General features: G+C 62.3%; 16 protein-coding genes. 11 read left to right on the forward strand and 5 right to left on the reverse strand.

All coding sequences use genetic code 11. The features are described 5' to 3' along the window. The first annotated feature begins 65 nt into the window (after positions 1-65). Genes KBY83_RS01015 through trpS form a run of 4 tightly spaced genes read left to right on the forward strand, consistent with a single transcriptional unit; the run spans position 66 to position 3,063 of the window. Positions 66-977 carry a cation diffusion facilitator family transporter gene (locus KBY83_RS01015; RefSeq protein ID WP_255017906.1) on the forward strand — a complete coding sequence of 304 codons (912 nt, stop codon included), beginning with the start codon at positions 66-68 and terminating at the stop codon, positions 975-977. Further along, positions 970-1,497, forward strand: coding sequence for a hypothetical protein (locus KBY83_RS01020; protein ID WP_255017865.1), 528 nt, complete (start codon positions 970-972; stop codon positions 1,495-1,497). The genes KBY83_RS01015 and KBY83_RS01020 overlap by 8 nt, the downstream gene beginning before the upstream one ends. Positions 1,498-1,501: 4 nt before the next feature. Next, the gene (locus KBY83_RS01025) at positions 1,502-2,029 is read left to right on the forward strand and encodes a hypothetical protein (protein ID WP_255017866.1); all 528 of its coding nucleotides are present in this window, start codon (positions 1,502-1,504) and stop codon (positions 2,027-2,029) included. A gap of 5 nt (positions 2,030-2,034) precedes the next feature. Next, on the forward strand, positions 2,035-3,063 hold the full coding sequence (gene trpS, locus KBY83_RS01030; protein ID WP_255017867.1) for a tryptophan--tRNA ligase: 1,029 nt from the start codon (positions 2,035-2,037) through the stop codon (positions 3,061-3,063). A 16-nt stretch (positions 3,064-3,079) separates the two neighbouring features. Here the strand turns inward: trpS and KBY83_RS01035 are convergent, their stop codons facing one another. Genes KBY83_RS01035 through KBY83_RS01045 form a run of 3 tightly spaced genes read right to left on the reverse strand, consistent with a single transcriptional unit; the run spans position 3,080 to position 4,190 of the window. Continuing rightward, complete coding sequence (locus tag KBY83_RS01035) at positions 3,080-3,433, reverse strand: DUF2752 domain-containing protein (RefSeq protein ID WP_315858908.1); 354 nt, start codon at positions 3,431-3,433, stop codon at positions 3,080-3,082. Further along, positions 3,430-3,852, reverse strand: a complete 423-nt coding sequence (locus KBY83_RS01040; RefSeq protein ID WP_254993776.1) for a TM2 domain-containing protein — start codon at positions 3,850-3,852, stop codon at positions 3,430-3,432. The genes KBY83_RS01035 and KBY83_RS01040 overlap by 4 nt, the downstream gene beginning before the upstream one ends. Beyond that, the gene (locus KBY83_RS01045; protein WP_255017868.1) at positions 3,852-4,190 is read right to left on the reverse strand and encodes a DUF2605 family protein; all 339 of its coding nucleotides are present in this window, start codon (positions 4,188-4,190) and stop codon (positions 3,852-3,854) included. The genes KBY83_RS01040 and KBY83_RS01045 overlap by 1 nt, the downstream gene beginning before the upstream one ends. Before the next feature lie 149 nt (positions 4,191-4,339). Here KBY83_RS01045 and thrS point away from each other — a divergent pair, with 149 nt between their 5' ends. From thrS to KBY83_RS01080, 7 genes are all read left to right on the forward strand, one after another. Beyond that, positions 4,340-6,073 carry a threonine--tRNA ligase gene (gene thrS, locus KBY83_RS01050; protein ID WP_255017908.1) on the forward strand — a complete coding sequence of 578 codons (1,734 nt, stop codon included), beginning with the start codon at positions 4,340-4,342 and terminating at the stop codon, positions 6,071-6,073. Then, a complete protein-coding gene (locus tag KBY83_RS01055; RefSeq protein ID WP_255017869.1) occupies positions 6,070-7,062 on the forward strand; it encodes a glucokinase in 993 nt (330 codons plus the stop codon). The genes thrS and KBY83_RS01055 overlap by 4 nt, the downstream gene beginning before the upstream one ends. A 27-nt stretch (positions 7,063-7,089) precedes the next feature. Continuing rightward, the gene (thrB, locus tag KBY83_RS01060; protein ID WP_255017870.1) at positions 7,090-8,055 is read left to right on the forward strand and encodes a homoserine kinase; all 966 of its coding nucleotides are present in this window, start codon (positions 7,090-7,092) and stop codon (positions 8,053-8,055) included. Positions 8,056-8,159: 104 nt separating this feature from the next. After that, positions 8,160-9,749, forward strand: coding sequence for an NAD(P)H-quinone oxidoreductase subunit 4 (locus KBY83_RS01065; protein WP_255017909.1), 1,590 nt, complete (start codon positions 8,160-8,162; stop codon positions 9,747-9,749). Positions 9,750-9,801: 52 nt separating this feature from the next. Beyond that, positions 9,802-11,886: a M3 family metallopeptidase gene (locus KBY83_RS01070; protein ID WP_255017871.1), complete on the forward strand. Its 2,085-nt coding sequence runs from the start codon at positions 9,802-9,804 to the stop codon at positions 11,884-11,886. After that, positions 11,886-12,986 (forward strand): phosphotransferase enzyme family protein, encoded by a 1,101-nt coding sequence (locus tag KBY83_RS01075; RefSeq protein ID WP_255017872.1) that lies wholly within the window; start codon positions 11,886-11,888, stop codon positions 12,984-12,986. The genes KBY83_RS01070 and KBY83_RS01075 overlap by 1 nt, the downstream gene beginning before the upstream one ends. Positions 12,987-13,024: 38 nt before the next feature. Further along, positions 13,025-13,540 (forward strand): DOMON-like domain-containing protein, encoded by a 516-nt coding sequence (locus tag KBY83_RS01080; RefSeq protein ID WP_255017873.1) that lies wholly within the window; start codon positions 13,025-13,027, stop codon positions 13,538-13,540. Here the strand turns inward: KBY83_RS01080 and KBY83_RS01085 are convergent. Then, positions 13,537-13,929, reverse strand: coding sequence for a dihydroneopterin aldolase (locus tag KBY83_RS01085; protein ID WP_255017874.1), 393 nt, complete (start codon positions 13,927-13,929; stop codon positions 13,537-13,539). The genes KBY83_RS01080 and KBY83_RS01085 overlap by 4 nt on opposite strands. Beyond that, a complete protein-coding gene (locus KBY83_RS01090) occupies positions 13,926-15,227 on the reverse strand; it encodes a glutamate-5-semialdehyde dehydrogenase (protein WP_255017875.1) in 1,302 nt (433 codons plus the stop codon). The genes KBY83_RS01085 and KBY83_RS01090 overlap by 4 nt, the downstream gene beginning before the upstream one ends. Positions 15,228-15,230 lie beyond the last annotated feature (3 nt).

Here is a 15,230-nt window from a genome sequence, read left to right on the forward strand (position 1 = left end):
ATGCCAATAGCTTGGGCGCGAGTCGGGGGTCTGCCTTGCCAGCTCCAGGAGTATTGGACAACCCAATGGAGCTTCGCCAAGACACTCGCGAACAAGTGAAGCGAGTGCTGCTGGTGGCCCTGGCCGTAAACATCAGCATGACGCTGTTGAAATTGCTCCTGGGCCTCTTGAGTGGCTCACTAGCCGTGCTGGCGGATGCCATGCACAGTGCCACTGACGGATTCTCAAGTCTGTTGGGACTGGTGACCAACGCACTTTCGGATCCCGAACCAGACCGGGACCATCCCTACGGGCACCACAAGTACGAAGCGGTGGGTGCCCTGGCAATTGCAGCCTTCATCCTGTTCACTGCCTTCGAGATCCTGCAGGCCGCCCTGGGAAGGCTGCGCACCGGACTCCAGCCCTTGCGAATGGACAGCCGGGAGCTACTGGTGCTACTGCTCGTGCTCGGCATCAACATTCTGTTGGCTAGCTACGAGCGGGCCGAGGGAGGAAGGCTAGGCAGTCCGCTGCTCAAGGCCGATGCGGCCCACACCAGCAGCGACATCTGGACAACGGCGGTGGTGCTGGTGGGCCTGGCCGGAGCGCTGTGGCTCAACCTCAGTTGGCTCGATGTCGCCCTAGCAATTCCGCTGTGCTTGCTTCTGGTGCGGGTGTGCTGGTCGGTGCTGCGAACCAACCTGCCCCAGTTGGTTGATCAGATCGCCATTGCTCCGGAGGCCATTCACCAGGTCGCGATGGAAGTTGCGGGGGTGCTCAACTGCCACGACATCGCCAGCCGCGGGGTGCTCGGCCAGCAGGTGTTCATCGACATGCACATGGTTGTGGACACCAATAACCTGCCAACTGCGCACCGGATCACCGAATTGGTGGAGGAGCACCTAGAGGCCCGGTTTGGTCGGGTGCGCTGCACGATCCACCTCGAACCCCGGGAATACGCCAGCGCCGCAATCACCTTTAAGGGCACCCATGGCTGAGCACCTGCCGCAACTGACACTGAGGCAGCAGGCCCAGCTGCTGGATTGGGCAGTGGAGCTGCAGGCTGCTCCCAATTGGGTTGGCAACCTGCCGGTGGCCCTGCTGGAGCGCTGCTGGCTGAGGCTGCGCCGCATATCACTGGAGCAGCTTGCCCTGGTGCTGCCGCCAGATGCCAGTGCTGAAGCCCCGGAGCTGGTGCGCTATCGGGCCTGGATCGCCGCCGGACAGCCGGCCTGGTCAGCCCAGCTGCGCTGCTGGCAGGAATTCGGTCAACCGGCTTGCCAGGAGGCGCTGCGCCACTTTTGGGGTCACCAGGAGCGAGGCAACCACGGCTGGACTTTTACTGCCTATCTGGAGCTGCTGGAGACCTATAGAAACCAGTTTCAACCAGGAACCGTGCGGTCCTTGCCCCTGATCGTGCTAGCTCGCAGCGGGCAGCGGGAGCCCCATCGGCTGCACTGGCTCACCCCCCCCTTGGCCAGCCGATGCGGCACACTTGCCCCTGACTGCACAGGCTGAGGCGATGGCCGACGAAACCACCCCCTCTCAATCTCGCGATGACCAGGGAGGGCGCGCCGGTGGCGGCCGGCCGCCAGGCAACCGCGAACCCGGCGGATTCCGCATCCGGCTCAGCGACAACGAGATGCGTGCCGCCAGAGCCATTCAGGAGGGCTTCGCGCTGCGCTCCACAGTGGCTGCCCTGGGCTTCGCCATTCGCACGGTGGCCCAGCTGCTCGAGGATGGAAAGCTCGACGAACTAGTCGCTCAGCAAAGGGCCCAGGCCGGTCCACGGGGTGATGCACCCCGCGCGGAGCGCCGGCCGGGGGGTGGCGAGAACCGGGTGATCCGCCAGGAGCGGGCACCTCGAATCGATCCCTTTGCTCGCCCAAGCAAGCCTCCTGCTCCCGTGGCTGAGCCCATCGAGACCAACTCTGAAGAGGCTGCCCCGGACGAGCAGATCGAAGCTGCCGCCGAAGATCTTGCCCCCGAGAGCACTGAGAGCCCCGAAAACTCTGAGAGCACCGAAAATCCTGAGAGCACCGCGAGCTGAGTCCCATGGCACGGCCGAGGGTTTTGTCTGGGGTGCAACCCACTGGGGCTCTGCACCTCGGCAACTGGCTGGGCGCAATCCGTAATTGGGTTGATCTCCAGAGCAGCCACGACACCTTTTTTTGTGTGGTGGATCTTCATGCGATCACAGTTCCCCATCAGCCAGCCCAGCTCGCCGAGGACACGCTCTCAACAGCAGCTCTCTATCTCGCCTGCGGCATAGATCCCGATCGCTCAACCGTGTTCGTGCAGAGCCACGTGAGTGCCCACTGCGAACTTGCCTGGCTGCTGAACTGCGTCACCCCGCTCAATTGGCTGGAGCGGATGATCCAGTTCAAGGAAAAGGCAATCAAACACGGAGACCAGGTGTCTGTGGGCCTGTTGGATTACCCGGTGCTGATGGCTGCCGACATCCTGCTCTACGACGCTGATCTGGTGCCAGTGGGGGAGGACCAAAAGCAGCACCTCGAACTCGCCCGCGACATTGCCCAGCAGCGCATCAACGCTCGTTTTGGCAAGCGCAATCCAGACGGTGAAGTAATTCCTGTGCTCAAGGTGCCCGAGCCCTTGATCCTGCGCGAAGGGGCCCGGGTGATGAGCCTCACTGATGGCAGCTCAAAGATGAGCAAAAGCGACCCCAACGAGGGCTCGCGGATCAGCTTGCTGGATCCGCCGGAACTGGTGGTTAAAAAAATCAAACGGGCCAAAACCGACCCCACCATGGGGCTGGAATTCGGTAATCCGGAGCGCCCGGAAGCAGACAACCTTCTGGGGCTCTACGCCCTGCTGGCCGGCAAAAGCCGCTCGCAGGCAGCCGAGCAGTGCGGCGCCATGGGCTGGGGCACTTTTAAGCCCCTGCTGGCAGAAGCTGCCGTAGAGGCCTTAAGGCCCGTGCAGCAGCGTTATCAGGAGTGGCGGCAGCAGCCAGGCGCGGTGGCAGAGGTGCTGCGCAATGGCCAACACAAGGCTGCGGCCGTGGCCGATGAGACCCTCAAACGGGTGCGGGAAACACTGGGTTTCTTGCCGCCCGCCTAGGAGCTTTCTAGGCAGTTCAGGTCGGCAAAGGCTGGCCCTGGCTCCAGCCCCAGAGCCGCAGCAGCCAGTAGCCAAATGCGAGCAGCGCAGCGGAACAGGCCAACTGCAGCAGCCGCCGAGACGCCAGGCGGCCACCTAAAAAAGTCCAGAGCCCCAGGGCCAGCGCTAGCCCCACCAGCACCGGGCCAAAAGCGTGCCACACCAGGGCCTGGGCGAGGTCGCCATGCAGGGTCGCCAGCACGGAGCGCGTTAAGTAGCAGGTGGGGCAGGGTATGCCCGTGAGCTGACGCAGGGGGCAACTCCACAACCCCATGGGCAGCGACGCTCCAGCCGCCAGCCCCAGCAACAGCAAAAAACGTCGCTGTCTCAAGGCTCCTTGTAGATCACCCGGCCCCGCTCGTCATTGCCGACATCCAGCAGCTCAGCATGGAGCAACCTTTGGATCTCATCACGCACCTGGCGACTCTCCACCCCAGCCGGCAACTCCATCTCAACGAGGGCGTCATTGAGGGTGAAGCCCAGCTCACCTCTGCGCCTAGCCAGATGAACTAGCTGCCGCTCAACCGAGAGGGTCGAGCCTGATAACACCAAAGGCCGGTTCGCCTGGTCAACCAGTTCGGGCATCAACCAGAGATCAACCAATTGGCCCACGAAGCAGAGGCCAAAAGTGAGCAACCAGAGAGTGCCGCTGAGGGGCTTACGGTTGTAAAAGCGATGCACGCCACACACTCCCACCAGGCCTAGGGCCCAGAGGACGTAGCTCAAAGCCAGGTTGCGGCGCTCGCCCATCACGGCAGGGTCACCCCATGCCGGCGCAGGGCCGCCGAAAGATTCCACACCGACAACATCAGTTGATGCCAGGGAGCCAGGGTTTCCATCTCGAGGGCCATTGGTATCGGAGCCGCCTGGCGCAAGCTGGTGGCAGCGCAGAGTTCCTTGCGGGCCTGCACCAGGTGATCGCGCGGGATCAGCTGCTGGTCTTGGGGCATCACGGTTTCCGGACAGTGATCTAGCAGCAACAAACCCCGTTCAAACCAGGAACTGAAGTCGTCGAGCAAGGACCCAAGCAGCTGATCAAGCAGGACGCCGGGGGATTGATGCTCGGGTGTTGGAGGAGAAAAACCCATAGATCCAGCTTAGGAGCGCTGGGTAGGATCGACATTCGCCTTAGTTAGCCGCGCGATCAGTGCCCGTGAACCCAAGCAGCTCCGAGCCCGCTCCGATCGCCCTGCCCAAAACCAGCGAAAGCAACCAGCTGCTGCGCATCCGTCACTCGATGAGCCATGTGCTGGCCATGGCTGTGCAGAAGCTCTTTCCCCAGGCCCAAGTCACCATTGGCCCTTGGACCGAGAGCGGCTTCTATTACGACTTCGACAATCCCGATCCCTTCACCGAGGCCGATCTCAAGGCAATAAAAAAGGAGATGGGCAAGATCATTGGCCGGCGTCTGCCGCTTGAGCGGATCGAAGTAAGCCGCACTGAAGCCGAGGCCAGGATCAAAGCCCAAAACGAGCCTTACAAACTGGAGATCCTGGCGGGGATCCAGGAGCCCATAAGTCTTTACACCCTGGGGGAGGAGTGGTGGGACCTCTGCGCCGGGCCCCACGTAGCCAATACCAGCGAGCTCAACCCCAAGGCCTTCGAGCTTGAGAGCGTCGCCGGCGCCTATTGGCGTGGCGATGAAACCAAAGCCCAGCTGCAGCGCATCTACGGCACCGCCTGGGAAACAGCTGAACAACTGGCGGAACACAAGCGGCGCAAGGAAGAGGCCAAACGACGGGACCACAGACGCTTGGGCACCGACCTGAATCTGTTCTCGATCGAGGATGAGGCCGGGGCTGGACTGGTGTTCTGGCATCCCCGCGGGGCGCGGATGCGCCTGTTGATCGAGGATTTTTGGCGTCAGGCCCATTTCGCAGCTGGATACGAACTGCTGTACACACCACACGTGGCTGATATCAGCCTGTGGAAGACTTCCGGCCACCTCGACTTCTATGCCGAGAGCATGTTTGGCCCCATGCAAGTAGATGAGCGGCAATACCAGCTCAAGCCCATGAACTGCCCCTTTCACGTGCTCACATACGCAAGCACCTTGCGCAGTTACCGGGAGCTGCCAATTCGCTGGGCCGAGTTGGGCACCGTTTATCGCTATGAGCGCCCGGGTGTGATGCACGGCCTAATGCGGGTGCGCGGCTTCACCCAGGATGACGCCCACGTGTTTTGCCTACCAGAGCAGATCAGCGATGAGATCCTGCGCATCCTTGATCTCACAGAAGAGATCCTTTCCACCTTCGATTTCAAGACCTACGAAATAAATCTCTCCACCAGGCCGGAGAAATCAATCGGCGAAGACGCAGTGTGGGAATTGGCAACCCAAGGCCTGATCGAGGCCCTCGATCGCAAGGGCTGGGCATACAAGATCGATGAAGGCGGCGGCGCCTTCTACGGTCCCAAGATCGACCTAAAAATCGAAGATGCGATCGGGCGAATGTGGCAGTGCTCCACCATCCAGCTCGATTTCAACCTGCCAGAACGGTTCGAACTGGAGTACGTAGCCGCTGATGGCTCAAGAATGCGCCCGATCATGATTCACCGGGCCATCTTCGGTTCGCTGGAGCGGTTTTTCGGGATCATGACCGAGAACTACGCCGGCGATTTCCCCTTCTGGCTGGCACCCGAGCAGATCCGGCTGCTGCCCGTTACCGATGAGGTGATGGCCTACGCCGAGCAGCTACTGGAGCAGCTCAAGGCCGCTGGCATCCGCGCCACCCTGGACCATTCCGGCGAGCGCCTCGGCAAGCTGATTCGCAACGGCGAGCAGATGAAAATCCCCCTGTTGGGAGTGATCGGCGCCAAGGAGGCTGAAACAGGTGCCGTGAGCCTGCGCAGCAGGCGCGAAGGCGAGCTCGGCAGCGTGGCCGTGGCCAACCTGCTGGCTGCAGCAGTGACGGCAAATGCCGAGCGGGCAGCCGGCTTGGGCCTGCCGGCGGTCACTACACCCGGCCAGTGACCACCCTTCTAGCTGGGGACATCGGCGGCACCAAGACACTTCTCGCCCTGTATCAGCTGCAGGCCGGGGGTGAATTGAAGCTGCTGCGCAGTGAGCGCTACCTATCCGCCGACTGGGACGACCTAGCCCCAATGCTTGACAGCTTTCTGGGTGTTGGCCAGCCCAGCCCAGCTGCCGCCTGCCTGGCGGTGGCTGGGCCGGTGGAGGCGGGTCAGGCCCAACTAACCAACCTTCACTGGCAGCTTGATGGCAGCCAGCTGGCTGCGGCCACAGGTATAGGGCGGTTTGAGCTGGTCAATGATTTCGCCGTATTGATCTACGGGCTGCCCCACCTCACCCCACAGCAACAGGCGCCAATCCGCCCGGGGGTGGCGAGGCCGGAGGCGCCCTTGCTGGTGCTAGGTGCGGGAACGGGTCTGGGGGTGGCCTACGGGGTACCAACCCCAACTGGGCTGGTAGCGGTGGCCAGCGAGGCCGCCCACGCTGAATTCGCCCCCCGCAGCCAGCAGGAATGGGAGCTCAAACGGTGGCTCGCTCAAGAGCGGAGCCTGGAGCGAGTCTCGATCGAGCGGGTGGTGAGCGGCACGGGCCTGGGCGAAGTGGCGCGCTGGCTGCTTCACATCCGCCACCCCGGCGGAGACCATGCCCTTTCCCCGCTAGCCGAAGGGTCGGAACTGCCCGCTGCCGTGGCAGCCAGCGCTGCCCTAGGGGAAAGCCTGGCCTGCGAAGCCTTGGAGATCTGGATCGGCTGCTACGGCAGTGTGTGTGGCGATCTGGCCCTGGCGGGTCTGAGCCGGGGAGGGGTGTGGTTGGCCGGCGGCACCGCAGGAAAACTGCTGGAAAACCTGCGTTCGCCCACCTTTAACCGGGCATTCCTTAATAAAGGTCGGCTAGAGCCGGTGCTGGCAAGCATGCCGATCACGGCCGTGGTTGATCCGGCCATTGGCCAATTCAGCGCGGCCTGCCGGGCGCGCATGCTGCTGGCCTGAGACACTGGGCGCAGCAGAAGTTGTCCCATGGTGCGCCCCCGGGTCGGACAAGGGGTTGAGGTTCACGTTCCCGCTACCACCGCCAATGTGGGCCCAGGCTTTGACTGTCTGGGGGCTGCCCTGGATCTCGACAACGTCTTCCAGATGCGCTGCATCGAGGGAGGCAGCGAGCGCTTTGATCTGATTATTGAAGGCAGCGAAGGTGCCCACCTTCGCGGTGGGCCCGACAACCTGGTGTATCGCTCGGCTCAACGGGTGTGGAAAGAAGCTGGCGAGGAGCCGGTGGCCCTTGAGGCAAGAGTGCGGCTGGCGGTGCCGCCGGCCCGAGGTCTAGGCAGCAGCGCCACAGCGATCGTGGCTGGGCTTATCGGCGCCAATGCGCTGGTGGGCGAGCCCCTCAGCCGCGAGAAGCTGCTGGAGTTGGCCATTGATATCGAAGGCCATCCCGACAACGTGGTGCCATCCCTGGTGGGGGGATTGTGCATGACAGCCAAAGCGGCGTCCCACCGCTGGCGAGTGGTGCGCTGTGAGTGGTCGCCCCTGGTACAGGCCGTGGTGGCAATCCCCGCTATCCGGCTCACTACCAGCGAAGCAAGGCGGGCCATGCCCAAATCGATTCCGGTGGGGGATGCGGTGATCAACCTGGGCTCCCTCACCTTGCTGCTGCAGGGGCTGCGCACCGGCAATGGCGACCTGATCACCGATGGCATGCACGACCGCCTGCATGAGCCCTACCGCTGGGGCTTGATTCACGGTGGCAAGGCCGTGAGGGAGGCGGCGTTAGCAGCGGGAGCCTGGGGTTGCGTGATCAGTGGCGCCGGTCCAAGCCTGCTTGCCCTGTGCCCCAAACCAGCAGCCGAGAACGTCAGCAGGGCGATGGTGCGGGCCTGGCACCAAGCCGGGGTTGAGTCCCGCTCCGAGGTGCTGGCCATCCAGCAACTGGGCAGCCGCTGGGAGAACCTGCCAGACCAGAAGCTCGCCGCCAGTGAGTAAATTTACTCAGTCGAGCAACCGGGGCTGATAGGTTGGTACTCGATTTGAGCACCGCCTGACCTCGGCCTTGTTCAGCGAATCACCAGATCTGCAATCGGGCCGTGATGGACGTCAACATGCCCCTGCTAGCCGCGTCCAGCCTGGGCGTTCCAGCAGCGGAATCGGCCTTTCCCTGGCTGAGCCTGATCGTGCTGCTGCCAGCAGCAGTCGCCCTGGTAATGCCCCTGCTGCCAGGAGATGGCAGCGACCCCAAGTGGCCCCGCACCCTGGCCCTCGCCACCCTGGCGATTGACCTTGGCCTGATGCTGTTCTGCTTTAGCAGGCACTTCGATGGCTCCAGCAGTGATTTGCAACTGGTGGAAAGGGTCAGCTGGGTGCCGGCCATGGGCCTGGAGTGGTCCCTGGCAGCTGATGGCCTTTCCACGCCGCTGGTGCTGCTCTCAGGCCTGGTAACCCTGCTTTCGGTGGCAGCCAGCTGGAACATCAAGACTAAAACCCGCCTCTATTTCGCCCTGATGCTGGTTCAGGCCTCAGCCCAGGGCCTGGTTTTTCTCTCCCAAGACTTTCTGCTTTTCTTCCTTGCCTGGGAGCTTGAGCTGGTACCGGTATATCTGTTAATCGCAATCTGGGGTGGCAAGCAACGTCAATATGCGGCCACTAAGTTTATTTTATATACCGCCACAGCCTCCCTGCTGATCTTGTTGAGCGGCCTTGCTCTTGCCTTCTCAGGCGACAGCTTCAGCTTCAACCTCTCAGAGCTCGCCAGCCGTTCCCCCGGTGGCACCTTTGGCCTGCTCTGTTATCTGGGCTTCCTGGTGGGCTTCGGGGTGAAATTGCCAATGTTCCCCCTCCACACCTGGTTGCCCGACGCCCACGGTGAAGCCAATGCGCCCGTATCGATGTTGCTGGCAGGGGTGCTGCTGAAGATGGGTGGCTACGCCCTGCTGCGCTTCAACGTGCAGATGCTTCCAGAGGTGCATCTGAGGTTGGCACCAGCCCTAATTGTGCTGGGCATTGTCAACATCGTCTATGGCGCCCTGAATGCTTTTGCCCAGGACAATGTCAAACGGCGAATTGCCTGCAGCTCCGTGAGCCACATGGGTTTTGTGCTGCTCGGTATTGGTGCAGTAGATGCCCTTGGCATCAGCGGCGCCATGTTGCAGATGATCAGTCATGGCCTGATCGCAGCTGCCATGTTCTTTGTTACCGGCGTGTTTTACGAACGCACCAAAACCCTTTCAATCCCCAACATGGGCGGCCTCGCCAAGGCCCTGCCGATCACCTTCGCCTTTTTCCTGGCAAGCTCTCTTGCTTCTCTTGCCCTGCCAGGGATGAGTGGCTTTGTGAGCGAGATCACGGTGTTTCTCGGCATCACCGCCAACGACGACTTCACCATCGGCTTCCGGGTGATCGCCATCGTGCTGGCAGCGATCGGATTAGTACTTACTCCTGTTTACCTGCTCAGCCTCTGCCGCCGGGTGTTCTTCGGTCCCAGAATTCCGGCCCTAGCTGTGGTGGGCGACATGCGTCCACGGGAGCTTTTTATTGGTCTCACCCTGCTGATACCAACCCTGGCGATTGGCTTTTGGCCGAGGCTGGCAATCGATGTCTATGAGGCCTCAACCAACGCCCTGGCCCAGCAATTGAGTGCAACTGCACTGATTGCCATGGGCCGGGCCACCGCCCTGGGCTAACTCACAAAGTCTTGCTGGATCGGCTGGAATGGGTGCACCAAATCACCCATCCATGACCCTGAGCGCACCCCTGCCCTTGCTGGTTGGTCAGGGTCTTCCGCCCTTCGATGCGATCACGCCGGAGCAGGTAGAGCAGGCGATCCCTGCCTTACTGAGTGACTTAAACGAATCGCTCTCCGCCCAGGAAGCCAGGCTTGAGCTGCGCTTAGGCGAATCCGAGTCGCTCAGCTGGGAGGAGGTTATGGAGCCTCTACACCAGCTTGGCGAGCGGTTGCGCTGGAGCTGGGGTGTGGTGAGCCATCTCAATGGCGTCTGCAACACACCAGCCCTGCGGGAGGCCCACCAACAGCAGCAGGGGGCCGTGGTGCAATTCGGCAACCGCGCTGGGCAATCGCGTCCGATATATCGGGCTCTCGAGGCACTGCAAGCCAATCCCAGCCAGCTCGATGCCACCCAGAGCCGCATCCTGGCGGCGGAGCTACGGGACATGCAGTTGCGGGGCGTGGGCCTGGAGGGGCAGGAGCAGCAAGCCTTCAACTCCGCCTGTGAGCGGCTCGCCGAACTCGCCACCGCCTTCGGCAACCACGTGCTCGATGCCACCAACGGCTGGAGCCTCACTTTGAACAGCGAAGCCGAACTGGCCGGCCTACCAGCCAGCCTGCGGCAGCTGCTGGCCCAAGCTGCCACTGATGCCGGTGAAAGCGGCTGGCGCCTGGGGCTAGATATGCCGAGGGTGGTGCCCTTTCTCAAATTCAGTGAGCGCCGGGACCTGCGCGAAAAGGTCTACCGCGCCCAGGTGGGCAGGGCCGCCAGCGGCGAACTGGATAACAATCCCCTGATTTCCCAAATCCTGGAGCTGAAGTTGAAGCAAGCCCAGCTGCTGGGCTATGCCAACTGGGCCGAGGTAAGCCTGGCCTCCAAAATGGCAGGCTCGGTGCAAGAGGTCGAAGACCTACTTGAAGACCTGCGCGCTGCAGCCTTCCCAGTGGCCCAGCAGGAGCTCGCCGCCCTTGCTGCCTGCGCCAGGCGCCACGGGGCACCCGAGGCAGCTGAGCTCAAGCCCTGGGACGTGAGCTACTGGGCAGAGGTGCTGCGTCAGGAGAGTTTCGAGCTCAACAGCGAGGCCCTTAGACCCTGGTTTTCCCTGGAGCAGGTATTGCAGGGACTGTTTGTTCTTTGCCAGCGCCTCTTCGACATACAAATAGTGGCCGCAGATGGGGAAGCACCGATCTGGCACAGCGATGTGCGCTATTTCCGAGTGCTCGAAGCCCGTAACGGGGCGCCCCTGGCCGGTTTTTACCTTGATCCCTATAGCCGCCCTGGCAGCAAGCGCGGTGGTGCCTGGATGGATGAATGCCTCGGCCGCTCCCGCAGCGCCACCGGCGAGCCCGTGTTGCCGGTGGCCTACTTGATCTGCAACCAGAGCCCACCGGTGGGGGACACCCCCAGCCTGATGACCTTCGACGAGGTCGAAACCCTCTTCCACGAATTTGGTCATGGCCTCCAGCACATGCTCACCACGGTGGAGCGGCCCCAGGCCGCCGGTATCAACAACGTGGAGTGGGACGCGGTAGAGCTACCCAGCCAATTCATGGAGAACTGGTGCTACGACCGGGCCACCTTGATGGGCATGGCACGCCACTGGCAGAGCGGCGAACCACTGCCGGAAGCCGAATACCAAAAGCTGCTGGCAGCCCGCACCTTCATGGCTGGGGGGGCCACCCTGCGCCAGGTGCACTTTGCCCTCACCGATCTACGCCTGCACAGCCAGTGGACCCCCGACAGCGGTGAGAGTCCGGATCAACTGCGCCGCCAAATCGCTGCCACCACAACGGTGCTTGAGCCCATAGCCGAGGACGCCTTCCTCTGCGCCTTCAGCCATATTTTTGCCGGCGGCTATGCGGCCGGCTACTACTCCTACAAGTGGGCTGAGGTGCTCAGCGCCGATGCCTTTAGTGCCTTCGAGGAGGTGGGCCTGGAGCAGGAGGAGGAGATCGTGACCACCGGCCGCCGTTTCCGCGACACCGTGCTCAGCCTGGGTGGCAGCCGCTCCCCAGCTGAGGTGTTCGAAGCCTTCCGAGGGCGTCAGCCAAGCAGCGAGGCGCTGATCCGCCATTCCGGGCTGGTGGCCGCCTGATGGCCACTCCTGCACCGGAGCTGGTGGCGGTCGCCGAGGCCTTTGCCCTCCCCGGACCTGTCACAACGATTGCGCCCCTTGGTAATGGCAACGTCAACGACACCTATTTGTTGGAGGTGCACTCGGGGGGGTCAACAGCAAGCCGCTACGTGTTGCAAAGGCTCAATATCGGGGTGTTTCCCCAACCGGAGCTGGTGATGCAAAACCTGGAGGCGCTCAGCGCGCATGCCGAGCAGCATCCTCTGATCGGACAACGATGGGAAGTGCCGCGGCTAATCGCAAACCGCCATACCGGCCGACCCTGGCTATGGGCAGAGGGCCAATTTTGGCGTCTACAGAGCTACATCGAAGAGGCCGTGACGGTTGAGGCGATCACGGACCGGGAGCAGGCCCGGCAGGTAGGTCGCGGCCTGGGGCTATTCCACTTGCTGATCAGCGAGCTGCCCCCAGAGCAACTAGCCGACACCCTGCCGGGTTTCCACGTCACACCGACCTACCTGGCGGCCTACGACCAAGCTCTGCTATGCAGCCCAATAGGTCAGGACGGTCGGGAGCAATGGTGTGCTGCATTCGTAGAGCAACGCCGCGAACTGGCACCGATCCTTGAGGACGCCAATAAAGCGGGCCTTCTGCAGCTGCGGCCTATTCACGGTGACCCCAAAATAAACAATGTAATGCTCTGCGCTCACACGGGAACTGCCGTGAGCATGGTGGATCTAGACACAGTTAAGCCAGGCCTGGTGCACTACGACATTGGTGATTGCTTGCGTTCAGCCTGCAATCCAGCGGGGGAAGAAGCCTGTGAGCCTGATAGCGTCAAATTTGATCTCGATCTCTGCGAGACCCTCCTGGAGGGCTACCTGGACGCGGCAAGAACATCCCTAAGTGATACGGACCTAGATTACATCTACGTGTCGGTAAGGCTGATCAGCTTCGAGCTAGGCCTACGCTTCTTAAGTGACCATCTAGCTGGGAATGTCTACTTTCGTACCACCCATCCCAACCACAACCTCGCAAGGGCTCTAGTGCAATTTCGTCTCACCGAAAGCATTGAGGCCCAGGAAGAAAAAATCCGGCAGATTGTGGCAAAACTGCGATGAACAGCACCAGCTTCAAATTAATTCCTTGTGCAGCCGAAATGCAGGGGGAACTTGACCTCTACTCACTCCATGGCCAACTCAACGTGGCTGAGAATACTCTGCAGATCACATTCCAGCTTGAGGGCGAACTAGCCAAGTTGAGGATTGCTCGCAGCAGCGGCCCACCACTGCGACAAGACCTTCTTTGGCAAGCAACCTGCCTGGAATTCTTTCTTGCCGCTGCAGGTAACAGCGACTACTGGGAGTACAACCTTTCGCCCGCCGGTCACTGGAACGTTTATCACCTAGAGGGCTACCGGCAGGGGCTAGCTGAGGAACCTGCCTACAAGCAACTCCCCTTCAGCGTGAGGGGCGATGACAAACAATTGAGCTTGAGCCTTACTTGCGCGCTGCCACCAGCGCTGGGCACCCACCGGGCAGCTGCGGGGCTCGAAGTTGGGGTGTCCGCCGTGCTCCAAAGCTCCAGCGGAGAGCTGGCATACTGGGCCGTGGCCCATCCCGGCAGCGAACCTGACTTTCACCACAGAGGCGGGTTCTGCCTCAAATTTGCCTAGTGATGCCGGCTGCGCCGCACCGCCACAACCCCCTCAAAACCAGACACCGGGGCCTGACACTTGCGCAGTTCAATGCAGACCGGCACCGGGCCATAGAGCTCCTCGATCCGTTCGAAAATCCTTTCGCTGTAGTGCTCCAGGGTTTGGCAGCTCAGGCTGCGGGCCTGCTGTTGCAGGGCGGTGATCAACTGGCTGTAGTCCAGGGTGTCGCCAAGGGCATCACTGCGGCCAGCAGCACTGAGATCCACGCCCAATTCCAGATCCAGCTCAAACCACTGGCCATCCCTGCGCTCGAAATCGAGCACCCCCACATGGGCCCAAAGCCGCAGGCCTCGCACCTGAATCGCATCGCTCACGGTCCAGCCATTGCAAACGGGAAGGAAGCTCAAAGGGGCAGGGGGCGATGGCTGAACTGGCGCACGCCGCTGGCGTAATCGGCGGCAATATGGCCCTCGCCGCGCAGCCGGTAGCGATAGGTCACCAAACCCTCCAGCCCAACGGGGCCGCGGGGGGGCATGGTTTGGGTGGAGATGCCCACCTCGGCGCCAAAGCCGTAGCGGAAGCCATCGGCGAAGCGGGTGGAGCAGTTGAGGTAGACCCCGGCGCTGTTAACCGCAGCCAGGAAGCGGTCGGCAGTGGCGGCAGCTCCGGTGCAGATCGCATCGGTGTGGCGCGAGCCGTAGCGGGCGATGTGCTCGAGGGCGGCATCCAGATCGGCCACCACTTTCACGCTCAAGATCAGGTCTGAATATTCGGTGCTCCAGTCGTCCTCTGAGGCTGCATTGCTCACACCCAGCGCCATGGCGGCGGCATCGCCGCGCAATTCAACCCCGGCGGCCCCGAAGGCCAGCACGGCCCTGGGCAGAAAATCGGCAGCTATCGCCGCGTCAACCAGCAGGGTTTCGATCGCGTTGCAGGCTGCCGGGTATTGGGTCTTGGAATCCAGTGCCACCTTCAGGGCCAGCTCAAGGTCGGCGGCCCGATCAACAAACAGGTGGCAGATGCCATCGGCATGACCCAGCACAGGAATACGGGTGTTGTCCTGGATGAAGCGCACCAGGGCATTGGAACCTCGGGGAATGATCAGATCCACCAGACCATCGAGCTTCAGCAGCCCCAGGCTTTCCTCCCGGCTGGTGAGCAGCTCCAGGGCATCGGGCTGCACCGCACTAGCGGCAAGGCCACGGCGCAGCGCTGCATGAATGGCCTCACAGCTGCGGGTGGCCTCGCGGCCACCCTTGAGCAGGGCGCCGTTGCCGGAGCGAATTGCCAAGGAGGCGATCTGCATCACCGCATCTGGCCGCGCCTCAAAGATCACGCCCAGCACCCCCAGGGGCACCGTCAGCCGCTCCAGCACCAACCCCGCATCTAGCTCGGTGTGGAGCTGACGGCGGCCAACCGGATCGGCAAGCTCCGCCACCTGGCGCACACCCGCGATCGCCCCTGCCAATTTGGGACCATCAAGCTTGAGCCGGGCTACCAGCGCCGGCGCCAGCTCCTCGGCAGCAGCCGCCTCAAGATCGGCCTGGTTGGCGACCAAGATGGCTTCACTGGCATGCTCTAGAGCTTCTGCCATGGCCAGCACGGCCAGACGGCGCTGGCCATCATCGAGTTGGCCAAGAGCCATGGCGCAGCGGCGCACTTGGGCCGCCCGGGCCAGCAGGTCAGGGGAGGGATCAGGAATCATCAA

The sequence above is a fragment of the Cyanobium sp. WKJ7-Wakatipu genome, assembly GCF_024345355.1.
Lineage (GTDB): Bacteria > Cyanobacteriota > Cyanobacteriia > PCC-6307 > Cyanobiaceae > Cyanobium_A > Cyanobium_A usitatum.